The 21,725-nt window shown below is 60.5% G+C and carries 20 protein-coding genes; 6 read left to right on the top strand and 14 right to left on the bottom strand.

Going from position 1 to position 21,725, the window contains the following annotated elements; all coding sequences use genetic code 11:
- Window positions 1-10: 10 nt before the first annotated feature.
- From PMI11_RS11905 to PMI11_RS11875, 7 genes are read right to left on the bottom strand one after another with little or no spacing between them, the layout of a single operon-like run.
- Window positions 11-703, bottom strand: coding sequence for a hypothetical protein (locus tag PMI11_RS11905; protein ID WP_007817091.1), 693 nt, complete (start codon window positions 701-703; stop codon window positions 11-13).
- Window positions 704-713: 10 nt separating this feature from the next.
- Window positions 714-1,766 carry an ABC transporter ATP-binding protein gene (ugpC, locus tag PMI11_RS11900; RefSeq protein ID WP_007817089.1) on the bottom strand — a complete coding sequence of 351 codons (1,053 nt, stop codon included), beginning with the start codon at window positions 1,764-1,766 and terminating at the stop codon, window positions 714-716.
- Window positions 1,767-1,783: 17 nt separating this feature from the next.
- Entirely contained in the window at window positions 1,784-2,626 is an 843-nt protein-coding gene (locus PMI11_RS11895) for a carbohydrate ABC transporter permease (protein ID WP_007817087.1), read from the bottom strand.
- Entirely contained in the window at window positions 2,616-3,548 is a 933-nt protein-coding gene (locus tag PMI11_RS11890) for a carbohydrate ABC transporter permease (protein WP_007817084.1), read from the bottom strand. Before PMI11_RS11890 ends, PMI11_RS11895 begins: the two co-directional genes overlap by 11 nt.
- Before the next feature lie 10 nt (window positions 3,549-3,558).
- The gene (locus PMI11_RS11885) at window positions 3,559-4,830 is read right to left on the bottom strand and encodes an ABC transporter substrate-binding protein (protein WP_007817082.1); all 1,272 of its coding nucleotides are present in this window, start codon (window positions 4,828-4,830) and stop codon (window positions 3,559-3,561) included.
- A gap of 40 nt (window positions 4,831-4,870) precedes the next feature.
- Window positions 4,871-6,472, bottom strand: coding sequence for an FAD-dependent oxidoreductase (locus PMI11_RS11880; RefSeq protein WP_037071181.1), 1,602 nt, complete (start codon window positions 6,470-6,472; stop codon window positions 4,871-4,873).
- Window positions 6,473-6,500: 28 nt separating this feature from the next.
- On the bottom strand, window positions 6,501-7,532 hold the full coding sequence (locus tag PMI11_RS11875; protein WP_007817077.1) for a LacI family DNA-binding transcriptional regulator: 1,032 nt from the start codon (window positions 7,530-7,532) through the stop codon (window positions 6,501-6,503).
- Between the two features lie 106 nt (window positions 7,533-7,638).
- On the opposite strand from PMI11_RS11875, the gene PMI11_RS11870 reads away from it, so the two are divergent.
- Window positions 7,639-8,313 carry an SGNH/GDSL hydrolase family protein gene (locus PMI11_RS11870; protein ID WP_007817075.1) on the top strand — a complete coding sequence of 225 codons (675 nt, stop codon included), beginning with the start codon at window positions 7,639-7,641 and terminating at the stop codon, window positions 8,311-8,313.
- Between the two features lie 124 nt (window positions 8,314-8,437).
- Here PMI11_RS11870 and PMI11_RS11865 read toward each other — a convergent pair whose 3' ends face one another.
- The 7 genes from PMI11_RS11865 to PMI11_RS11835 all read right to left on the bottom strand — a co-directional run bounded on the left by PMI11_RS11865 (window position 8,438) and on the right by PMI11_RS11835 (window position 15,608).
- Entirely contained in the window at window positions 8,438-8,893 is a 456-nt protein-coding gene (locus PMI11_RS11865) for a D-erythrulose-4-phosphate isomerase (protein ID WP_007817073.1), read from the bottom strand.
- Complete coding sequence (locus PMI11_RS11860; RefSeq protein WP_007817072.1) at window positions 8,893-9,675, bottom strand: triose-phosphate isomerase; 783 nt, start codon at window positions 9,673-9,675, stop codon at window positions 8,893-8,895. Before PMI11_RS11860 ends, PMI11_RS11865 begins: the two co-directional genes overlap by 1 nt.
- Window positions 9,672-10,448, bottom strand: coding sequence for a DeoR/GlpR family DNA-binding transcription regulator (locus tag PMI11_RS11855; protein ID WP_007817070.1), 777 nt, complete (start codon window positions 10,446-10,448; stop codon window positions 9,672-9,674). The genes PMI11_RS11860 and PMI11_RS11855 overlap by 4 nt, the downstream gene beginning before the upstream one ends.
- A 96-nt stretch (window positions 10,449-10,544) precedes the next feature.
- Window positions 10,545-11,480 (bottom strand): sugar-binding transcriptional regulator, encoded by a 936-nt coding sequence (locus PMI11_RS11850; RefSeq protein WP_007817068.1) that lies wholly within the window; start codon window positions 11,478-11,480, stop codon window positions 10,545-10,547.
- A 66-nt stretch (window positions 11,481-11,546) separates the two neighbouring features.
- Window positions 11,547-12,479, bottom strand: coding sequence for a sugar phosphate isomerase/epimerase family protein (locus PMI11_RS11845; protein WP_007817066.1), 933 nt, complete (start codon window positions 12,477-12,479; stop codon window positions 11,547-11,549).
- A gap of 10 nt (window positions 12,480-12,489) precedes the next feature.
- A complete protein-coding gene (locus tag PMI11_RS11840; protein WP_007817064.1) occupies window positions 12,490-14,001 on the bottom strand; it encodes a glycerol-3-phosphate dehydrogenase in 1,512 nt (503 codons plus the stop codon).
- Window positions 14,002-14,036: 35 nt separating this feature from the next.
- Complete coding sequence (locus PMI11_RS11835) at window positions 14,037-15,608, bottom strand: FGGY-family carbohydrate kinase (RefSeq protein ID WP_007817061.1); 1,572 nt, start codon at window positions 15,606-15,608, stop codon at window positions 14,037-14,039.
- Window positions 15,609-16,415: 807 nt separating this feature from the next.
- On the opposite strand from PMI11_RS11835, the gene PMI11_RS11830 reads away from it, so the two are divergent.
- The 5 genes from PMI11_RS11830 to PMI11_RS11810 all read left to right on the top strand — a co-directional run bounded on the left by PMI11_RS11830 (window position 16,416) and on the right by PMI11_RS11810 (window position 21,722).
- The gene (locus PMI11_RS11830) at window positions 16,416-17,072 is read left to right on the top strand and encodes a DUF2291 family protein (RefSeq protein WP_007817059.1); all 657 of its coding nucleotides are present in this window, start codon (window positions 16,416-16,418) and stop codon (window positions 17,070-17,072) included.
- Window positions 17,069-18,613, top strand: a complete 1,545-nt coding sequence (locus PMI11_RS11825; RefSeq protein ID WP_007817056.1) for a sugar ABC transporter ATP-binding protein — start codon at window positions 17,069-17,071, stop codon at window positions 18,611-18,613. Before PMI11_RS11830 ends, PMI11_RS11825 begins: the two co-directional genes overlap by 4 nt.
- Before the next feature lie 23 nt (window positions 18,614-18,636).
- A complete protein-coding gene (locus tag PMI11_RS11820) occupies window positions 18,637-19,689 on the top strand; it encodes an ABC transporter permease (RefSeq protein ID WP_007817054.1) in 1,053 nt (350 codons plus the stop codon).
- A 109-nt stretch (window positions 19,690-19,798) separates the two neighbouring features.
- On the top strand, window positions 19,799-20,746 hold the full coding sequence (locus tag PMI11_RS11815) for a D-ribose ABC transporter substrate-binding protein (RefSeq protein WP_007817052.1): 948 nt from the start codon (window positions 19,799-19,801) through the stop codon (window positions 20,744-20,746).
- 133 nt (window positions 20,747-20,879) lie between these two features.
- Window positions 20,880-21,722, top strand: a complete 843-nt coding sequence (locus PMI11_RS11810) for a DeoR/GlpR family DNA-binding transcription regulator (RefSeq protein WP_007817050.1) — start codon at window positions 20,880-20,882, stop codon at window positions 21,720-21,722.
- The last annotated feature ends 3 nt before the right edge of the window (window positions 21,723-21,725 follow it).

Here is a 21,725-nt window from a genome sequence, read left to right as displayed (position 1 = left end):
GCGCTGAAATTTATCGTCGCGCTGCAGCGACGATCGGCTTGACCGCCGCTCTCATGCTCTCCGGCGTTGTGCCGGTCACGATAACGCCAAGCAGAGGGGCCGCGATGCCCGCGTCCCTCAGCTTCGGCACATCATCAGGCACAAACTTCTTCTGGCTTGGCGCGATGACCGGAATACCCGCCTTGCTCGCGATGGTCCGGTAGCGATCAAGATCGGTCTCGTCGAGCGGCTTTCCATAGTCGGCAAAGGAAGCAACCGAGGCTTCCATCATCGCGCCGGGAATGTCGAGAATCCTCATCAAGTCCTCGTCCGTACTCGCCTCGCCAAGCGCAGGAATGGGCCGCAACTTCGATTGCAGCAGATGCGGCTGCATGTCGCTGACATAGATGTTGAAGCCCTCGAAGCCTAGATCGGCGAGCGCGTCCATCTCTTGTGGGCTAGGAACCCTTTCCTGCCCGGCCATGACAAGAAGCGGCACGCCGAGCGTTGCAAGATCCTCGAAAAACGGTCGCTCTTCGGCAAAGCTGCCGAAGGTCGTGCCGGTGGCGCGATGATAGGCGTTGAGATGGACCTTGATCGCAAAGGCACCAGCCTCGATGGCAGCCTTGGCGAAGTCGAGATCGTGACGCGCGAGCGAGACGATGACCGGGAAATCACCGTCGCGTAGTGCTTTTGTGAGCCTGGTTTCCGGATAGGTCGGCATGGGAACGGCCTCAGTTCAGACGCTGGCCGCCATCGGCCGCGAAGAGGTGGATATTGGAAAGCTCCGGCCGGACGCGGATCGTCACGCCCGGAGACATTAATACGCGCTCACGAAAGACGCCGGTGACCTGCGTCTCGCCGAGCTTCATCGTCACCTGGGTTTCCGAACCCATCGGCTCGACCAGGATGATCTCGGCCGGCACGCCAGCGTCGTTGAGCGAGAAATGTTCGGGCCGGATGCCGTAAACAGCCTCGCGGTCGCTCAATTCAGGTGCAGTTTGTGGCAGTGGCAAGACAATGCCGGGTGCTGCAAACCCCTTATCGGTGATTGTGCCGTTCAGGAAATTCATGGATGGCGATCCGATGAAACCGGCCACGAACTGGTTGGCCGGGCGGTCATAGAGGTCGAGCGGCGCGCCAATCTGCTCCACTCTGCCAGCGTTCAGCACGACGATCTTGTCGGCCATGGTCATGGCTTCCACCTGGTCATGGGTGACATAAATGGTCGTGGTCTTGAGCCTCTGGTGCAGGCTCTTGATTTCGCCACGCATGACAACGCGCAGCTTGGCGTCGAGGTTCGACAACGGCTCGTCGAACAGAAAGACCTGTGGATTGCGAACGATCGCCCGCCCCATGGCGACGCGCTGGCGCTGGCCGCCGGAGAGCTGGCGCGGATAACGATCGAGCAGGTGAGACAGGCCGAGGATATCGGCTGCCCATGTCACCCGCTCAGCGATCTGCACCTTGCTGCTACCGCGATGCTCCAACGAGAAGCCCATATTGGTCGCGACCGTCATATGCGGATAGAGCGCGTAGTTTTGGAAGACCATGGCGATGTCGCGATCCTTTGGGTCGAGATCGTTGACCACTCGTCCGCCGATCCTGATATCGCCGCCGGTAATCGTCTCAAGCCCGGCGATCATCCTGAGCAAAGTGGACTTGCCGCAGCCCGAAGGCCCGACCAGCACGACGAATTCGCCGTCTCGGATGCCGAGGTCAGCGCCATGAATGATGTCGAGAGCGCCATAGCTCTTGCGGACACGGGAAAGGGTAACGTCAGCCATGAGGAAAATCCGGTTCTTCAGCCCTTGAGGCCGGTATGCGCGAGGCCTTCGACGAATTGCTTCTGCGCGATGATGAAGACGATGAGGACGGGCAGCGCCGTGAGTGTTGCTGCGGCGAGCTGGATATTCCACATCGGCCCGCCATAGGCGTCGGTATATTGGGTGAGCGCCTGGGGCAGAGTGAATTTATCCGCGCTCGACAGGAACACGATCGGTTCGAGATAGAGATTCCAGGAGTGCAGGAAGGTGAAGATCGCAACGGAAGCCAGTGCCGGCCTGGCAAGCGGCAGGGCGATCTTGCGGAAGATCTTGAAACGCCCGAGACCATCGACGCGAGCTGCCTCTTCAAGCTCGACCGGCAGCGTCACGAAAAACTGCCGCATGACGAAGGTGGCAAAAACACTCGGCGCTCCGAAGATCGGCACAAGGATCAGCGGCCAATGGGTGTTGACCATGCCCGCCTTCAAAAACATCTGGAAGAGCGGCACGATCGTGACTTCCGACGGGATCAAAAGGCCGAGCAGCACGACCATGAAGATCGTATTGGCGAAGGGAAACCTGATACGTGCGAAAGCGTAGCCGGCCATCGACGAAACGACCATCGTGCCGATTGTCACCAGGGCGGCGATATAGGCCGAGTTCCAGTATTGTTTCACGAAAGGCTGCAGCTCGAAGACCTTGCCATAGGTCGTCCAGTCATAGCTCTGCGGGAGAAGTTGCGGCGGAAAGGCGAAGATATCGCTGATCGGCTTCACCGAAGAGGTGACCATCCACCAGGTCGGGAAGACGAAGGGGATGAGCAGCACGCACATCAGCCCGTAGAGAATAACCCTCATCCGCGGCGAGATCTCAGCTTTCATAGAATACGATCCTCTTGCGCAATTGCCACTGGGCGAAGGTCAGTATGGCGACGATTAGGAAGAGCAGGATCGACAGCGTGGAGCCGTAGCCGAAGAAATGGAACTGGAAGGCCTGCTGGTAGAGGTAGTAGACGAGCACCGTCGTCGAGAGGCCCGGCCCACCCTGTGTGAGCACCGCGATCTGCGCGAAGACCTGCAGCGATCCGACGATTGTAATGATCGAGGTGAGCAGGATAGTCGGGCTGATCAGCGGCAGGGTAATGCGGTGGAACTGCTTGAACCGCGGGGCGCCATCGATGCGGGCCGCCTCATAGAGCTCGTTCGGCACGCCGTGAAGGGCTGCAAGAAACAGGATCATATTGAGGCCGACATTCTTGAACACCTGCACGACGATGACCGAGATCATCGCGGTGGTTTCACCCCGCAGCCAGTTAGGACCCTCGATGCCAAACAGCAGCAGCATGCCGTTGATGCCGCCGTTCTTCTGCAACAGAAACCCCCAGACGATCGTCCAGGCCACCAGCGACACGACAACAGGCGAAAAGAACAACGTCCGGAAGATCGTGATGCCCGCGAGTTTCTGGTTCAACAGCACCGCCAGCAGCAAGGCCAGCGACAGGTTGAGAACCACAAGCCCGGCGGAGAAGATGGCGGTCGAACCGAGCACCTGCAGCAGGTTCGGATCCTCAATCAGCATCTGGTAGTTCTGCGTGCCCGTATAGGTGAAGGTATTAGCAAGCACGTTCCATTCGTGCAGCGAATACCAGAAGACCAGACCGAGCGGGATCAGCACGAAGATGGTGATGCCGATCAGCTGCGGAGCGATGAACAGAAAACCGGCGAGGCTGTCGCGCCGCGCAACCGTCCAGAACGGCGACGAGGAGCGGCCTTCCAGTGTTGCGTTATCCTGTGCGACAGCCATTTTAAATTCCTCAGCGCTTGAGCAGCGGGCCGATCTGGCCGCAGATCGTCTGGAGCGTGCCGGCGACATCCGCATCCGGACGCCAGACAGCGTCGAGGCCGGAGCGCACGGTCTGCTGGATCTGGGCAAAGCCCGTATGGCCGGGAATGACCTTGCCAGTCGCGATGCCGGCGATGACGACCTTGTCGATCTGTTCCTGGCTGAGCAGCGGATTGGTCTTCTTCAGCACCTCGGCGTTGAGCAGCGACTTGCGGGCCGAGGGGAAGAACTGGCTGAGCTTGGCCGAGTTTTCCGCGTTCGTCATATAGGCGATGAATTCGGCGGCCGTCTTGGCGTTCTTGCCCGACTGCATGACGCCGATGCCGGCCTGGCCGATCAGCGCGTAGTCTCCAGCCGGCCCCTTCGGCAGCGGCACGAGATCCCAGGAGAAGGGCTTGTCTTTCGGCAGCAGCGAGGCGCGGCTGATCTGGGTGATGGTCATCGCCGCATTGCCGGCGAAGAAGTCGACGTTTTCGCCGGGACCGGGGATCGCCTTCTGCTTGAAGATCGCGTCATGGACGAAGGTGAGCGCATCGACCATCGGCTTCTCGGCCATCGTGCAGGTCTTGCCATCGGCGCTCCAGGGGGCAGCACCAAAGCCGTTCCAGATCGAAGTGAGATTCTGCCAGATCTGATAGTTGAAATCGCGCACGATGAGGCCGCCCTTGCCCTTCTGGCCGACGGCCGAAGCCGTCGCGATCGCGTTCTCCCAGGTCCATTCGCCCGCGGCAATCAGCTCGGCAGGTGTCTTTGCCCCGGCCGCCTTGATCAGGTCGTTGTTGACGAATACTGCAAAGGGTGAGGTGGAGAAGGGATAGGCATAAAGCGTGCCGTCCTTCTGCCAGCGCTCGGTCGCCGTCGCGCTCACTTCGTCGAGATTGTAGCCCGGTGTTGCCTTCAGCGTATCGGTGAGCGGATAAAGCGCGCCGGAATTGACGAAGTCGTAAGCCGTCGTCTCGAAAATCCAAGCCATATCAGGCGCATTACCACCGGCGATCTGGGTGGTGAGCGCTGTCGTATAGCTGTCGAATGGCAGCGACTCGAAGGTCACGGTGACGTTGGGGTGATCTTTCTTGAAGCCGGCGGCGATCTCGTTGAAGAGCTTCAGATGCGCTTCTGCCGCGCTCCAAATGGTCATGCGCAGGTTGATGGCATCCTGCGCATTGGCGATGCCGCTCCAGGCAAGCGGCACGGTAAGTGCAAGCGCCGCTATTGCCGATTTCAGTGTCCTATTCTTGTTCATTCCCGTTCCTCCTCCAAAGATGGGTTGTCCGAATGGCTGCTCAGTAGGCCGCGATGACCGGCCAGCGAATTTCGATGCCCTCCCGGACGATTTCCCTCTGGAAGTCGCGGAGATGTGCGTCGTTTTCCTGGACCTGGTGAGGCTTCAGCCTCTTATCGAGGCAGTGGGCCGCGAGCATGCCGGCCGCTTCGCCGATATTCCATTCGACCGGGTGTAGGCGGTAGCAGCCATTGGTGATGTGGGTGGTGCCGATATTCTTGCCGGCTGCAATGAGGTTCGTCATGCGCTGCGGCAGAAGAGCGCCGAGCGGAATCTCGAAGGGGCAGGACGGCACGTCGATATAGTTGTCGCCGCCGGTCGAGGGGTGCAGGTCGATACGATACATGCCGATGCCGATGCTGTCGCGATAGGTGACCGCGCCCTTGTCGCCGCGCACCGCATAGGAGAGATCCTGCTCGGTAATGCGGGTGACCGGCTTGATGCGGCGGCTTTCACGGATATAGGGCGCCATGGCGAGGCCATGTTCGGTGCCGGTGATGTCGCCGCGAAGCCTCAAGCCCCGGTAACCCTGGCCGCCATCGATGCGTGGCGCCTCTGTCTGCAGCCAATAGAAGACCGAATAGGAGAGATCAGCGGCGGCCTTCAGATGTCGGGCCTTGTCCTCCTCGGACACGTCGATGATCGTTCCGTCCATGTAGTCGATCATCGGCCAGTTTACGAAGCAAATGTCCGACTGGTAGAAGCCGGGCTCAAAATTGCGCCGTGCCGCAATGCGGCGGAAGAGCCAGAGATTCTCGTCACCGCCACCCTTGCGCTGATCGGCATCGACGAGCAGAGGGTTGTCGTCGACATTGGGCGTGAAGGAGCGCGTGGTTGATTCCAGTGTACGCGGGTGCGGCGCGGTGAAGCCGAGCAGTGGGCCACCCCAGAAATGCGGCTGGTATTTGCGCCAGTAATCGTAACTGTCGGGCTTGTCGATCGTCTGATCGCCGTCGACGCAATCGACCGCAAAGCAGATCGAGACTGCCTGAACATTGTCGGGCTGCGCTTCGGAGGGCGCGCTCGGCTCTCCGGTATCGGACCGCGCCTCGAAGCCCTTCACATAATCCGTGCCGGTCATCGGCAGCAGATCGCCGAGTTCTGTAGCATCAAGGATGTAATCGGCCGAGATGACGACCTCACGGTTAGTATCGCGATGGCGGACTGTAATGGAGCGCACGGTGTCGCCGTCGACATCAGCAGCGACGGGACGATAGGGCTGCAGCACCCTAAGCCGGCCGGCGCCTCGATAGGGCATCAGCATTGCTTCCATGACCGCCAGGCTGACGCGCGGCTCGGCGCAGATGCGGCTCACCCAGCCGCCGCCGGGATTGAGATCGCCCCAGGCACGGGCGCCCTGGGTCAGCGGATAGTTGTCGCGATAATATTGCCGCACGCCATTGCGCAGCCTGCGATAGGAGCGTGTGATGCCAAACTGCTCGACCCAGCTATGTTCGTCGGAAGGCACACCCTGGCTGGTCGACTGGCCACCGATCCATTCGAATTCCTCGGTCATGATGACGCTCTTGCCGGCCCGGCAGGCGCCAAGCGCCGCCGCGACGCCGCCAAGGCCGCCGCCCACCACCAGAATATCCGCTCGCATCTCTTTTGCCGCCATGTCTGTCACGTTCTTAGGTCCGTTTCTTTGCTGGTCCGAGGGTTTGGCCCTCGACGGGTTCGCAGGTCAGAAGAATTTGTTCGACGGGCGCGGCATCCTCGATGCGGCGCACCAGCATCGCGGTCGCCTGCCGCCCCATTTCCTCGCGAGGAATATTGAAGGAGGTGAATTGCACATGGCTGCGCTCGGCCCGCACATGGCTGCCGAGCACCACGGCCGAAAAGTCGCCCGGAATGGACAGGCCGCGCTCGCGCGCGGCTGCTTCGACACGCACCGCATCGGCCAGTTCGACGAAGAAAACCGCCGTCGCGCTGCTTGCGACAATCGCATCGAGCGTATCGGCGGCGCTTCGCCCGACCTCATCCACATGCAAAACGAGTTCAGCACTTCCAATGATCGCGCCTGAAAATCCGCGCCAGCGGTCGACGACGGATTCAGCCGAGCCGCTTGGACCGATGAAGGCCAGCCGGTCATGACCGAGTGCCCGCGCCTTTTCGACAAGAGCGCGCGTGCCACTCGTGTAGTCACCACCAACGTAAGGGACGGGTCCGCCAGCGTCCTCACGTCGACCGATCGCCACGAACGGATAATCGCCGGTAACCAGCCGCTTGAGTTCGGCCCGATCGAATTCGCGGCCGAGGACGAGACAGCCATCGGCGATCCGCAGCCGGTTGCCGTCGGCAAAAATCTTGCGCTCCCGGCCGACGCCGGCGCCAGTCAGAAGCAAGAGGTCATAATTCTGCGCCTGCGCTTCCTCCTCGATGCCGAGCAGGAAGGGCGCAAAGAAATCCGCCTGCTCGCTTGGGAAAGCCGGCTCGTAGGTGAAAACGCCGAGAATGCGGTTGAGACCCTTGGCCATCCGTCGGGCGATCGGATCGGCCACATATCCCGTCGTGCGGATGACCTGTTGGACGCGCTCGCGGGTTTCCCGGGGAATACGCGCCAAGGCCGTCGGTGCACCGTTCAGCACAAGCGAGACGGTTGCCTGGCTGACGCCAGCCAGTTTCGCAATATCGTGCTGAGTCAAGCGCTTAGTGCCTGCCACGTCGCATCCTCCAGGCCTCCCCTTGACTGCTAATGCGTATTAGCAGCTAATACGTATAAACAAAATTTACCTGACTGCTGTCAAGCGCGAAAATGTGAGACGATCGATGATATTCGCAGAGCATTTGAAATCGCTGGGGATTTCCGGAATCCGCGTGTTCGGCGACAGCATCACCGCCGGGTTCAACGCCAGCCGGCCCCATCTGGCCTGGCCGGCGCTGTTTGCGGCAGAGGTCGGCGGATTGCCGATCCACAATCACGCAATCCCAGGGACGGTGCTGCAGGCCTCATTGCTTGCCGACGGCAAAGCGCGAGCGAACAACGGCGTCAGTCGGTTTGCCGGGGCGCTGCTCGACGCCCCGCATCGCGACGCGATCCTCATCCTCTACGGCTACAACGACGCCCGCTATACGGCCGCGCCGGACAGCATGAACGCGAAGAGCTTCCGTCGTGACTATGCGAATATGCTGGAGAAACTGATCGAGGCAGGCCATGCGGAAAGGCTTGCGATTGGCGGTCCGCCCTATATTCTCGATCGAGGTTTTTCAGTTGGAAGCACCGGCTTCACCGGGCAGACACGCCAGGGCTTTGAAGTCTATGTCCAAGCCGTACGAGAACTGGCGCAACATTTTCGCATCTTCTACGCGCCTGTCTACGAGCGGATGAAAGCATATGACGACGGCGCACTGGCTTCGCCTGATTTCACGCACCCCAATGATGCCGGTCATCGTGTCATCTCCGAGGCGTTTAGAGATGCCGTCGTTCACGAGAAATTGGCCTAGGACGGATTGTGAAATGACCGCGCAGTGATCGCACCCCATCGCCTGAAGCTCACAGGTTGATGGTGATGACGACGCTCGTGCGCTTGCAGCGGCCGGCGGACAGCCGGCCGCTTGCGTGACGCTCTCAACGCGCGCTGTATTTTGCGTCGAGCTCATCGATCGCGGAGACATTACCGGCCGAACGGCCGTTTTCGTCGAATGTCTGAGCGAGGAATGCGTCGGCGATCGACTTCGCAAGCTCAGTTCCGATGACGCGAGCGCCCATCGTGATGATCTGCGCGTTATTGGAAAGAGCGGCACGCTCGGCCGAATAGGTGTCATGCGTCAGGGCCGCGCGAATGCCGGGCACTTTATTGGCCGAGATGCAGACGCCGATGCCGGTGCCGCAGACCAGGATTGCCTTGTCATAGGTGCCATCGATCACGCCCGAGGCAACGCGATCCGAAAGGTTGGCATAGAACGGGTCGAGCCCGTCGTTGATGCGTGACACCTCATGAACGTCGAACCGATCCTTGAGGTGTTCGGCAAGCACCTTGGCGAGACCTTCGCCGGCGCTGTCTCCAGCAATTGCAAGCTTCATCATCTTTCTCCTTGGAGTTTGGCGGCGCATTTCGAAAGGATGTCGAGATAGCCCTCGACGTTCCAGGCGGAACGGCCGATGAAGAGCCCGTCGATATGCGGGCTCGAAATCAGTTCCTCGCAGTTCTGCGGATTGACCGACCCGCCGTAAAGGCAGGGGATTTTCCGCCCGAGCGCCGCTTCGGCGACCGCAATGATCTCGGCCTGGCGTGCATCCGCATAATCCGCCGTCGCCGGGATGCCTTTTTCGCCGATCGCCCATACGGGCTCATAGGCAAGGAGGATTTCCGCCGATTTCTGCTCGTCGGAAAGCTTCGAAAGCGCCCCATGCACCTGGACTGCAAGGATTTCAGCGGCTTTTCCGCTCTCGCGGTCAGCAAGGGTTTCGCCGATACAGATGAGCGGGATCAGGCCATGGCGAACCGCCGCCTCCGTCTTCAGCCCGACAGTCTCGTCCGTTTCGCCGAAAAACTCGCGCCGCTCGGAGTGACCGAGTTCGACGATGTCGAGATCGCAATCCTTCAGCATCAGGGGGGAGACCTCGCCTGTCCAGGCGCCCTGATCCGCCCAATGCATGTTCTGCGCTCCGACCTTGACGGAGGTCTTTGCAAGCATGCGCTTGACCTCCCGCACGGCGGTAAACGGCGGGATCACGAAGCGCTGGATGATGGGATCGCGCGCAGCGTCAGCCGCCTCGAGGCCGCGGGCGAATTGCTCGGCCTCCGCGAGCGTCTTGTTCATCTTCCAGCTGGTGCCAATCCAGAAGCGCGGTTTCTCCGTCATGCCTGATCCTGTGCTGGAGCGATGGTGAGCTTGATGCCCACCCGATCGAATTCGTTGAGAACAGCGGCCGTTGGCGCGCTATCGGTGATAATAGTGTCGAAATCAGCCAGATCCGCCATGACATGCAACGCCGTGTGGCCGATGCGCTGGTGGTTGACCAGGAGGCAGCTTCTGGCCGAAGACGAGATCATCGCCCGCTTGGCGCGCACGACATTGTCGTCCATGTGATAGGCGAGCCTGCCGCTGACCGCCGGCGTCGAAATGAACGCGATATCCGCCCTCAGGCGTGACAGCGCTTCTTCTGTCACGACGCCGAGATAAGCGTTGAATTTCGCGGAATAGATGCCTCCGAGCGCAATCAGGGTTATGCCATTCTCCCCCTTCAACCGCTCCATGATCGCTGCGTTGTTGGTAATCACCGTCAGCGGTCGCTTACGCAGCAGCATCTCGCCGAGTACCGCGGCCATCGAGCCGTCATTGACCATGACCGTCATGCCAGGTTCGACCAGGGCCAGCGCTTCCTGCGCCATCGCAACCTTGGCTTCGCCGCCCTGACGTTCACGAATGCGAAAATCGCTCTCGAATTGCGTTCCGGCATCGATCGTCGCGCCACCGCGTACCTTGCGCAAGACACCTGCCTGTTCGAGGTCATCGAGATCGCGGTGAATAGTCATCTTGGAGACGGAAAACCGTTCGGCAAGATCGTCCACTTCGACCGTCTTGTCCTCAACGAGCAGATTGACGATCAGCTGCTGGCGCTCTTCTCGCTTCATACGTTTCAATCCCGGTTCGATAACAATATAACATCTAAAATGTGAATTTCAACATTAACCGGTGTGATTATGCGCCAAAACATGGGGCAGAAATCATCAATCCAGGAGCGCACGCGCGGTCCGTTCATCAGTAATGAGCCCGTGAAGACGGCGGCTGCGCAGGATGGCCCTTATCGCGGCCACCTTGGCCTGTCCGCCCGCCAGGGCCACGAGGCGCTCCTTCTTCGTCGTCGGAAAGGACGCCGAAAGCGTGCGGCCGGTCAGAGCTGTATCGAGGATCTGGCCATCCGCATTGAAAAAGTGGCCGAGGATTTCGCCGACGCCACCAGCGGCGGCGATGTCCTCGATCTCGCCCGGCTCGACCAGGCCGGAGAGCACCAGCTGGGCCTCGGCGTCCACCGTCCCCAAGCCAACGAGCTTCAGGTCGGCGTCATTGGCGAGATCGAACACTTCCTTGACGCCGCGTTGCGCCCTGAGCACCTCCCGATCCTCGGCAGTGTTGGCGAAGAAGGGAACCGGCATGACATAGGCATGTGTGCCGGTCTTTTCCGCGATACGGTGCATGACGTCATAGGGATTGGCGCCGTAGTTTCGCGTGAGGCCGCCAAGCAGGGAAACGAAGCGCATATCCTTGGCATTCGTCCGCGGCATATATTGAACGGCAGCCGAAAGCGTGCGGCCGTGACCAAGACCAATGACTGCGTGCTCACCGTGTTCGATCTCGCGCTTCAGATAACCAGCTCCCGCATGACCGAGCGCGCGCAGCGGCAGTCCCTCTTCGCCAAGATCGGGCGCGACCTCGCAATATTGCAATCCGAAACGCTCGGCGAGCCGCGTCTCCAGTTCGACGCATTCGACGATATCGCCGTCGATCGTGACCTTGACGACGCCATCGGCGACGGCCCGCGCGATGAGCCGATGCGCCTTGACCGAGGGGATGCCGAGGCGCCGGGCAACGTCGGACTGTGTCAGCCCACCGGCGTAGTGAAGCCAGGCGGCCCGCACGGCAAGCGTATCATCGGCATCCGTCATCGCCGCACCCTTCCCATTTCTTCGACGGCTATACCGCCTGACAACAAGCCTTTGTAAATCGCCGGCTCATATCTTCAAGTCCGCGGCGCCGGTGTCGATATGCGGCGCCCAGAAGGCGACGCTCTCGGCAATCTGCGCGATAACCTCGCGATCATTCGGCTCGCGTTCCTTGAAGGAAAGTTCGAGGCAGATCTCATTGTCATCGGCGCCGCCTGCCGCGAAAGCTTCCAGCAGCGGCGCGGGTTGGATCCGGCCCTTGGCATTGAATTCCGCCGTGAACGGCCGGTGGCCGCCCTTGTCCATCAGGCTCTGCTTGATATGGATGATTGGCGACAGCTTCGGTACGGCCCGCGCCCAGGCATAGGGATCGTAGTCGTCGGGATTGTCGGAGGTGACGTCGCCATGGTCGATATCGGCCATCATCCACATCGGCACCGCCATATGGGCGGTAGTCAGTCGTGCCTGCAACGCAAGGCAGGATTCGATCGTGTCGCCGAATTCGCGGCCGATGCTCATCGGCTCCCAGAAGACATAGGAAAGACCGGCGGCCCTGGCATGCTCTGCGACTTCGCACCAGCAGTCGATAGCGATCTTGATCAGTTCCTCGCGGCGGCTTGCATCGTCGAAGTCCTTGTAGGTGAAGATCGCAAATTGCGTGCCTACGGAATGTCCGCCGAGGTCGGCGGTAATGTCTGCGAAGGTCTTGAACCAATCCACGTAATAGCGGCGGACCTCCGCATCCGGATGCCCAAAGTGGTTCAGCCGTCCATAAGGCCCGGTCATGCCCGAGGTAACGCGAACGCCGGTACGCTCCAACGCTGTTTTCATCTGGCGGGTCAGGCGGCGGATAACCGGAGCCTGCCAGCTCGGATTGATGAATTCATGCGTCAGCTGAAGATCGCGGATGCGCAGGTCCCGCGCCACCGTCTCGATCAGGTCGCCCGGGTCGGCAAAACGGTTCACCAGCGGATTGGTATTCAGCGAAAGCGAAAGCGGCATCAAGACCTCCTCAGGCAGCGGCAAGATGGGATGAAGCAAACCAGTCGGCAAAGGCTGCCCGCTCGGCCTCGCTCAGATGCAGGTAGTGCTTGGTGCGGCGATAGAGGATGTCCTCGGCCGTCTCCGCCCATTCGCTGGCGGCGAGATAACGGGCTTCCGCCTCGTAAAGCTGCCCGCCGAAATAGCGCCCGAGACCTTGCAGGTCCGTTGCCCCGGCAACCAGGTTCTTCGTGCGTGTGCCATAGAGACGGCCATAGTGATGGACGAGTTTTCGCGGCATCCAGGGATAGGTGTCACGCAGGCTGTTGGCGAAGGTCTCGTAGTCGGCATTGGGCATCTCTCCACCCGGCAGCGGCGCTTTTTCCGTCCAGTCGCCGCCCATATTCGGGAAGACGTGTTTGAGGCGCTGCATGCCACGTTCGGCAAGCTCTCTGAATGTCGTGATCTTGCCGCCGAAGACATTGAGAAGCGGCGCTCCGCCGGTCTCGTCAAGATCGAACACGTAGTCGCGGGTCACCGCCGAAGGATTGCCCTTGCCGTCGTCAAACAGCGGGCGCACGCCGGAGAAGCTGTGCAGCACATCCTGACGGCGCAGCTTCTCCTTGAAATAGCGGTTCACCGCCTTCAGCAGATAGTCGATTTCCGCCTCATCGGCCGCCACGTCTTCGGCCCGGCCCTCATAGGCGATGTCGGTCGTGCCGATCAGCGCCTTGTCGCCCTCATAAGGGTTGATGAAGATGACGCGTTTGTCGTGGTTTTGAACCAGGTAAGCGTTGGAGCCGGCCCAGAATTTCGGCACGATGATGTGGCTGCCCTTGACGAGACGCACATTGCGGCTGGAATTAGAGCCGGCGACGCGGTTGATGATGTCGGTGACCCACGGGCCGGCGCAATTGACGAGACATTTGGCACGGAAGGTCCGCGTCTCGCCGCTCGTGCTGCTTTTCGTCGTGATCGTCCATTGGCCGTTTTCCCGGCGCGCCGACACCGCCGGCGAGCGGGTGAGCACCAGGGCACCCTTCTCAGCCGCGCTCACCGCATTCAAGGTGACGAGGCGGGCATCATCCACCCAGCAATCCGAATATTCGAAACCGCGGGTATATTGATCGAGTATGGGCGTACCTTCGGGATCACGCAGCAGATTGAGCGTGCGGGTGCCAGGCAACTTCTTGCGACCTCCGAGATGATCGTAAAGGAAGAGGCCGAGCCGGACGAGCCAGGCGGGGCGATCCTCGGGACTGTGCGGCAGCACGAAACGCATCGGCCAGATGATATGCGGGGCCGCGTTGAGCAGCACCTCGCGTTCGATCAGCGCCTCCCGCACCAGGCGGAATTCGTAATACTCCAGATAGCGAAGGCCGCCATGCACGAGCTTGCCCGAGCGGGAGGAGGTGCCCTGCGCCAGGTCGTCCTTTTCGCATAAGGCGACTTTCAAGCCGCGCCCGGCGGCGTCGCGCGCAATTCCCGCGCCGTTGATGCCACCGCCGATGACGAAAAGATCCAGGATTTCGGGTTCGGTCATGTCATGCTCCCTCGGATGCCTGTTGCATCAGCGATTCATTTTGCGGGCGGCGTCGCCGCAGCTCTGGCCAGTGTTTCCCAGGTGGGGGGCATGGCCCTCCGGATATCGGCATAAGCGGAAAAAAGCAGATTGAAGCGGGCGGCTTCCTCGCCGATCGGCTCCTCGGCTTCGCCGAGCAGCGGCGTGACCCAGTCGGCGATGCACTCGTCCATTGTCCTATAGGCACCGATCGCCACAGCAGCCATCATCGCGGCGCCAGCCGCTCCGGTTTCTTCACGGCGGGACAGGCGGATCGGCGCCTTGAGGGAGGCGGTCAGGGAGCGGCGCAACGCACTCGAGCGCACGGCGCCGCCGGTGACGCGCAGCTCCTCCGGCATATCACCCATGGCGGCGTAACAATCGCGTGTTGCGAGCGCCAGACCTTCGACAACCGCGCGCACGAGATCCGGAAACCCGTGGCGGACCGAAAGACCGGAAAAGCCCGCCCGGGCCTGGGCATTGACGAAGGGTCCACGCTCTCCGGCCTCGGAAATATAGGGATGATAGACGACCGACCCCGGCTGGCTTTCGAAAAACCAGCGGTCGATCCTGGCGACGAGCTCGGCGTGGGTGACAGGCTTTCCCGCCTCCGCCATCAGATAGGCGGCCATCTCCAGCAGCCAGTCGATGTTGATCGTCGCACCCATATTTGTCTGCACCTGGGTAACAGTACCCGGGATCGGCAGGGCAATGACGTAGCCCGTGCCCTCACGGTTGAGATGGACGTCGGCCACTGACTTTGCACGCAGATGCACGCCGGTCGAACCGATCGTCGAACAGGCCGCGTTGCGCCCACCGCTGCGAACACCGGCGCCGAGCGCCGTCATCACCATGTCGACATAACCGAGACTGACCGGCGTGCCGGCCAGCAGGCCGCAGGCCTGCGCCGCTTCCGCCGTCAGCGGATGGCTGATTTCTGTTCCATCGACAATATCGGGCAGAAGCGCGCGGCGATGCGTCAACCCGAGCGCGTCGATGGCAACAGGCGAATATCGCCGCGTCCTGAAATCACCAAAGGTGAAGCTTGCCTCCGAAGGGTCGGTCGCCCGCACACCGGTAAAATTGAGGTAGAGCCAGTCCTTGCAGTGCAGCGCCGTTTCCGCCCGGTCCAGAAGCTCCGGCGCCACCCGATCCATGTGAGCGAGCTGCGCGCCCTGCTGGCAGGTATTCAGTCCCGTGCCCGTCTGCTCGAAACGTGCCCTGTCTGTTTCCTGGCCCGCAAGTGACACCACGGTCGGCGCGGCACGCGCGTCGAGCCAGAGCCAGGCATCGGCGACAGGCTGATTTCCGGAACCCACCAACCATGTTCCGTCCCCCTGCCCCGTCACCGCGATCGCTGCGGTGCGCGATGCAAGATCCGCGACCTTCCCGCCAAGGCCGCGAAGCGCACCGACACAATCCTCCCAGGTCTGCGCGAGCGATTGCGTGGCCGAACCATCGCTGCCGCTTGAATATTTGTTGCGAACGGATGCGGCCGCGATCTGACGGCCGGAAAGGTCGAAGGCAACCGCCTTGATGACCGATGTTCCCGCATCGATACCGATAATGACCTGTTGGCTGACATCCATCGCGGATTATCCGGCAATCACGTCGAGCGTCACGAGGGGCAAAACGCGCGTCGATTTCATGTCTCATATCCTCCCGGTCGGCACCGCCAGCAAAGGGCGCAGGCGACCACACTTCGAATTCACGGGCAAGTCAGCTGGTGCACAGATCGCGCTCCGAGAGCTTGAGACCCGATCTTTTCAAAACCTCCCATAAGCCTCATCAAAAAGATAACACAAAGATATCATTGTTCCAGTAAGATTTTTCTCGCAATGAAATTTTTTTCAGATAAAATAGAGCCAACCAACGCGACGAGCATTGGCGACAGCCTCAGCGATTTGCGGCGGCGGCTGCATGCCATGAGAGCTTGCTCCTGGTTAATTTACCCTTTTAAATCAATTATATATTTCCGTGCACCCCGGCGAATGGACACCTTCCCAACCGGCGCGCACGTTTAAGACCAGGCCTCTTCTCGTCGCGTCATGCACACTTAGAATGTTATGTTTTGAGCGAAAATTAACAAAACGCCTGTTGACAGACGGACTATTTGATAACATGATTTTTGGCATAAACACCATTTATCTATCACGCAGGCATCGCTGCTGAGAGGAATTGCGGTCCAGGCGGTTGGAGGAGACAAGCGCCGGTCCGACATGGAGGAGGTTCAGATGTGCATTTTTCCCGCTCATCATCACGCTGCCAGGCTAGGCAGGTTTCCGCATCTCAATGCGGTTTTCGAAGCGCCCCGTCTTCGATGACGCAGCCGCAAGGCTTTCGCCAGATTCATCCTCTTCCGACATAGATCCGACCAGCCGCAAAGGTCGTCAGCAATGAATACTCAGCCCGCTCATGCAGCATCCGCGCCAGGCAAAGGCAACTTGAAGATCATCGTCAGTGCCATTGCGGCAATCGTGGTCATCGGCGCAATCGCGCTCGACACCAAGGTCGTCAAGATCGGCTCGGAGAGCGATGTGCGGCAGCAGGCCTTTTCTCCGGAAACCTTCGGCGCCGAGCAGTTTCCGAAGATCCAGGCGGATGTCGAAAAGAGGGCCGTGGCTGCGTCTGAGCTGGCGACGGCGATCGTGGCGGACAAGAAGGCTGCCGGCGAGAAATACGGCGTTGCTACGAGCACCGGTCCGGTCATCCCGGTGACGCTGAACGGCACCTTCGGCGCGCGCAAATCCAATACCAATGAAATGAAGATCGACGGCTTACCTCCCGAGACGGTGGTCCGTGTCCAGACCGGCCCTGCGGTCAATGGCACGGACCTCCGCGATGCCACAGGCACGATCGAATTCGGTCAGTTCACCAATCAGATCCAGTATCAGGATGCCGGCTCGGCCATCAATAACGAGATGAAGAAAGCCGTATTCGCCGGCCTTGATCCGGACCAGATCGATGGCAAGACGGCAACCGTCGTCGGCGTCTTCAAACTCATCAACCCGAAAAGCTGGCTCGTAACCCCGGTCAAGGTCGACGTCAAATGAGCGAGCCGATTTCCACACCCGAAGTCCTTGGCGAGGTCGTCCTGGCTGCCCGCAATATCGCCAAATCCTATGGCAGCGTGCATGCCCTCAAGGGCGTCAATTTCGATATCCATCGCGGCCAGATCACCACGTTGTTCGGTGAGAATGGGGCGGGCAAATCGACGCTGATGAAGATCCTTTCGGGCGTCGTCCAGCCGACGTCGGGCGAAATCATTCTCGACGGCGCGCCGATCAGCTTCAGCTCTTCGACCCATGCCCGCGAATGCGGCATCTCGATCATTCACCAGGAGCTCAGCCTCGCGCCTAATCTCAGCGTGCGGGACAATATCTTCATGGGCCGCGAGATCATCAAGGGCGGCGTGGTCGATTTCGCGGAAGAAGAGCGCCAGACGCGCATTTTGATGGAAGAACTGGAAGAGGAGATCGATCCACTGACCAAGGTGGAAGATCTGCGTCTCGGCCAGCAACAGATTGTCGAAATTGCCCGGGCGCTATCCGTCAATTCGCGTATCCTGATCATGGATGAGCCGACCTCGGCGCTCAGCGCCGCCGAAGTCGAAGTGCTTTTCAAGGTCATCCACGATCTGACGAATCGCGGCGTGTCGATCGTCTACATCTCACATCACCTTGAGGAAGCGCTGCAGATTACCAATCACGCCGTCGTCTTGCGTGATGGCACCATGACGGCCTATGCGCAACGCAAGGACATCGATCTCGAATGGATCGTCCGCAACATGGTGGGCGACAATTTCGATCTCGGCAATCCGCCCGAAGGCTATGAATTCGGCAAGGCTGCGCTGTCGATCGATAATCTGACGGTTCCAGGCCCCTCCGGATCGGCCTTCAATTCCGTCGACCGTCTCTCGCTGGACGTGCGCGCCGGGGAGGTCGTCTGCATCTACGGCCTGATGGGCGCCGGACGCACCGAGCTTCTGGAATGCGTGGCCGGACGGTTGCGCGCAAGCAGCGGCGCCATTCGGCTTGAGGGCCACGATGTCGGGCATTTGAGCATCGCCGGACGCATCGCAAGCGGCCTCGTGCTGGTGCCCGAGGATCGCCAGCGCGACGGCCTCGTCCAGACGATGACGGTCGGTTCCAACCTGTCGCTTGCCAGCATCGGCGCCTTTACCAGGGGACTGTTCACATCCAGCCGTCGCGAGCGCGAGCTTGTCGATGCCTCCATTCGCAAAGTCCGCGTCAAGACCGATGGAGGAGAGGCCGCCATCGGCTCGCTGTCGGGCGGCAACCAGCAGAAGGTGGTTATCGGCAAGATGCTGGCGACCGACCCGAAGGTCATTCTTCTCGACGAGCCGAGCCGCGGCATCGACATCGGCGCCAAGGCGGAAGTCTTCAAGCTGCTGGCCGAACGTGCCCGGCAGGGTCTCGCTGTCATCTACTCGACTTCCGAGGTCAACGAATGCCTGAGCATCGCGCACCGCATCATCGTCATGCATCGCGGCCGGATCTCGGCTGAATTCGGCGCTGACGTCACCAAGGAAAAGATCATGGCCGCCTCAGGCGAAGCTGTGGTCGCGCACTAGCCCGGAATTATGGAGCACTGATTATGTCAGTCACTGATATCACCGAAAAGAAAACAGTTTCCAACGGGCAGAAGCGCAACACCAATCTCGTGCGGCTGATTCTGGAAGGCCGCGCGTTCTTCGCGCTCATCGTCATCATCGCGGTCTTCTCGTTCCTGTCACCCTATTACTTCAGCCTCAGTAACTTCCTGACCATGGCCTCGCATGTTGCCATCTTCGGCATCCTGGCGATCGGCATGCTGCTGGTGATCCTGAATGGTGGCATCGATCTTTCGGTCGGCTCGACGCTCGGGCTTGCCGGCTGCATTGCCGGCTTCCTCATGCAGGGCGTGACGCTGAGTTCGTTTGGCGTCATTCTTTATCCGCCGGTCTGGGCCGTGGTAGTCATTACCTGCGCCCTCGGCGCTGTCGTCGGCGCGGTCAATGGCGTGCTGGTCGCCTACTTGAAGGTTCCGGCCTTCGTCGCCTCGCTTGGCGTACTCTACGTCGCCCGTGGTATCGCGCTGCTGATGACCAATGGCCTGACCTACAACAATCTCGGCGGCCGTCCGGAGCTTGGCAATACCGGCTTCGACTGGCTCGGCTTCAACCGTCTCGCGGGCATTCCGATCGGCGTCATCGTGCTCGCCGTGCTCGCGATCATCTGCGGCATCGTCCTTAGCCGCACGGCCTTTGGTCGCTGGCTTTATGCCTCCGGCGGCAACGAGCGTGCGGCCGATCTCTCGGGCGTGCCGGTCAAGCGCGTCAAGATTATCGTCTATGTCCTCTCGGGCGTCTGCGCGGCAATTGCTGGCCTGGTCCTGTCGTCGCAGCTGACCTCCGCCGGCCCAACGGCCGGCACGACCTACGAATTGACGGCAATCGCGGCAGTCGTCATCGGCGGTGCGGCGCTGACGGGCGGTCGCGGCACGGTGCGCGGCACGATGCTCGGCGCCTTTGTGATCGGCTTCCTGTCGGATGGCCTCGTCATCATCGGCGTCTCGGCCTACTGGCAGACCGTCTTCACCGGCGCAGTCATCGTCCTCGCTGTCCTCATGAACAGCATCCAATACGGGCGCCGGGCAAAATCGTCCTGACGTCCGCAGCAGAACTTATCCGCGAAGGCAACTGGATTTCCAGAAAGCCGATCGCGGAAAGCACCGCCGGTTTCCGGCAGCACCTGAACTCACAAATGGGAGAGAGACTATGTTTAAGAAAGGCATGCGCATTCTTCTGGCAGCCGCGGCTGTCGCCCCGATCCTCGTCAGCTCCGCCTGGGCGGCAGGCCAGATGACGATCATCGTCAATGATCCGTCCAACCCCTACTGGCTGACGGAGGGCAACGTCGCCAAGGCGACAGCCGAAAAGCTCGGCTATACCGCCTCGGTCAGTGCGCATAAGGGCGACACCAACACCGAAAGCAACATGATCGATACCGCCATCACCAACAAGTCGGTCGCGATCATTCTTGACCCGGCAAATGCCGACGGTTCCATCGGCGCGGTCAAGAAGGCAGTTGCCGCAGGTATCCCGGTCATCCTCGTCAATGCCGAGATCAACCAGGAAGGCCTCGCCAAGGCTCAGCTCGTTTCGAACAACGCCCAGGGTGCCGCAATCGGTGCGCAACAGTGGGTCGAAGCGGTCGGTGACAAGGGCAAGTATGCCGAGCTCCTCGGTGCCCCGTCGGACAACAATGCCGCCACGCGCTCGAACGGCTATGAGACCGTTCTGACCCAGTACCCCGATCTCCAGAAGGTCGCCAAGGAAGTTGCCAACTGGGACCGCACCCAGGGTCACAACAAGATGCAGTCCATGCTGCAGGCCAATCCCGACATTATCGGCGTAATCTCCGGCAACGACGAAATGGCGCTCGGCGCCATCGCGGCACTGAAGGAAGCCGGCAAGCTCGCCAACATCAAGGTCGGCGGCTTCGACGGTTCGCCGGATGCGGTCGCCGCGATCAAGGCGGGCGAACTGCAATATACCGTCCTGCAGCCCGTCGCCGTCTTCTCCGAGGAAGCCGTCAAACAGGCTGATAACGTCATCAAGACGGGCAGCACCGGCGCCAAGAGCGAAAAGCAGCTGTTTGATTGCCTCCTGATCACCAAGGACAATATCGACAAGTATACCGGCCCGTTCGTTCTGTCACATTAATCAGAAAGAGGGCGCTCGACCAGGCGCCCTCCTTGACCTTTTCGACCGCATCAAGCCGCTTTCGCCTTCTTTGCCTTGGCATGGCAATCACTATACGAAGCTGGGATATGGAATTCAGCGACAAGGGTGACCCGTGACACAGAAGACCAATCAGGGCGATGAGCTGTTGGATCAGCTGACCAGCGACAGCCGTCAGACACGCCAGGTCGCGCGCCGGCGGATGATTGCGGAGGCCGTCATGAGCGAAGGTTCGATGCGGATCGAGGATCTGACCGATCGTTTCGGCATCAGCCTCATGACGGCGCATCGCGATGTGGATGAGCTCGTGAGCCGCGGGATCTTCCGGAAGACACGCGGCATCGTTACGGCGGCTGCCACCAACCTTATCGAATCCAGCGATGTCTACCGCTCGAGCCGGCAGTCAGCGGAAAAGAAAGTGATCGCCGAGGCTGCCATGCAGTTCGTCGAACCGGGACAGGCCATCTTTTTCGACGATTCCACGACCGTCCTGCAGATGGCATCGCATCTCTCCTCGAAAGTGCCGATCACTGCCATCACCAATTCGCTGACGCTGATGAACGCGTTGACCGGCATGCACGACGTCACCCTGCTCGCGCTCGGCGGCCAGTATTACAACTGGTGCAATGCTTTCATGGGACGCATGACGATCAACGAGATCAGGGGATTGCGGGCGGATATCGCGTTTATTTCTATGTCGGCCATTAACGACGGCATCGTGCTGCATCAGTCGCCCGAGACTGTCGATACGAAGCGCGCCATGTTCGACTGTTCCGTCAAACGCATCCTGCTTGCCGACCACACCAAATTCGAACGGCGCGCGCTTCACAGCTTCGCGGCGCTCGATGAATTCGACGTCGTCATCGTCGACGACAAGACCCTGCCCGTGCACATCGACCGGATGCGCTCCAGGGATATCAACGTCGTCGTTGCCAGGACCGGCAACGGGCGCATGTGAGCG

The organism is Rhizobium sp. CF142, from assembly GCF_000281145.1.
GTDB lineage: Bacteria > Pseudomonadota > Alphaproteobacteria > Rhizobiales > Rhizobiaceae > Rhizobium.
Note: the sequence above shows the minus strand (reverse complement) of the source record. Positions and strands in the feature narration are given on the sequence as shown.

Excerpts from the sequence above, each read along its gene's own strand:
- PMI11_RS11905 (WP_007817091.1), bottom strand. The coding sequence starts at position 703 with ATGCCGACCTATCCGGAAACCAGGCTCACAAAAGCACTACGCGACGGT.
- PMI11_RS11835 (WP_007817061.1), bottom strand. The coding sequence starts at position 15,608 with ATGGATGTCAGCCAACAGGTCATTATCGGTATCGATGCGGGAACATCG.
- PMI11_RS11820 (WP_007817054.1), top strand. The coding sequence starts at position 18,637 with ATGTCAGTCACTGATATCACCGAAAAGAAAACAGTTTCCAACGGGCAG.
- PMI11_RS11855 (WP_007817070.1), bottom strand. The coding sequence starts at position 10,448 with ATGAAGCGAGAAGAGCGCCAGCAGCTGATCGTCAATCTGCTCGTTGAG.
- PMI11_RS11880 (WP_037071181.1), bottom strand. The coding sequence starts at position 6,472 with ATGCGAGCGGATATTCTGGTGGTGGGCGGCGGCCTTGGCGGCGTCGCG.
- PMI11_RS11885 (WP_007817082.1), bottom strand. The coding sequence starts at position 4,830 with ATGAACAAGAATAGGACACTGAAATCGGCAATAGCGGCGCTTGCACTT.
- PMI11_RS11845 (WP_007817066.1), bottom strand. The coding sequence starts at position 12,479 with ATGCCGCTTTCGCTTTCGCTGAATACCAATCCGCTGGTGAACCGTTTT.
- ugpC (WP_007817089.1), bottom strand. The coding sequence starts at position 1,766 with ATGGCTGACGTTACCCTTTCCCGTGTCCGCAAGAGCTATGGCGCTCTC.
- PMI11_RS11825 (WP_007817056.1), top strand. The coding sequence starts at position 17,069 with ATGAGCGAGCCGATTTCCACACCCGAAGTCCTTGGCGAGGTCGTCCTG.
- PMI11_RS11890 (WP_007817084.1), bottom strand. The coding sequence starts at position 3,548 with ATGGCTGTCGCACAGGATAACGCAACACTGGAAGGCCGCTCCTCGTCG.
- PMI11_RS11830 (WP_007817059.1), top strand. The coding sequence starts at position 16,416 with ATGAATACTCAGCCCGCTCATGCAGCATCCGCGCCAGGCAAAGGCAAC.
- PMI11_RS11815 (WP_007817052.1), top strand. The coding sequence starts at position 19,799 with ATGTTTAAGAAAGGCATGCGCATTCTTCTGGCAGCCGCGGCTGTCGCC.
- PMI11_RS11860 (WP_007817072.1), bottom strand. The coding sequence starts at position 9,675 with ATGACGGAGAAACCGCGCTTCTGGATTGGCACCAGCTGGAAGATGAAC.
- PMI11_RS11840 (WP_007817064.1), bottom strand. The coding sequence starts at position 14,001 with ATGACCGAACCCGAAATCCTGGATCTTTTCGTCATCGGCGGTGGCATC.
- PMI11_RS11850 (WP_007817068.1), bottom strand. The coding sequence starts at position 11,480 with ATGACGGATGCCGATGATACGCTTGCCGTGCGGGCCGCCTGGCTTCAC.
- PMI11_RS11870 (WP_007817075.1), top strand. The coding sequence starts at position 7,639 with ATGATATTCGCAGAGCATTTGAAATCGCTGGGGATTTCCGGAATCCGC.
- PMI11_RS11895 (WP_007817087.1), bottom strand. The coding sequence starts at position 2,626 with ATGAAAGCTGAGATCTCGCCGCGGATGAGGGTTATTCTCTACGGGCTG.
- PMI11_RS11865 (WP_007817073.1), bottom strand. The coding sequence starts at position 8,893 with ATGAAGCTTGCAATTGCTGGAGACAGCGCCGGCGAAGGTCTCGCCAAG.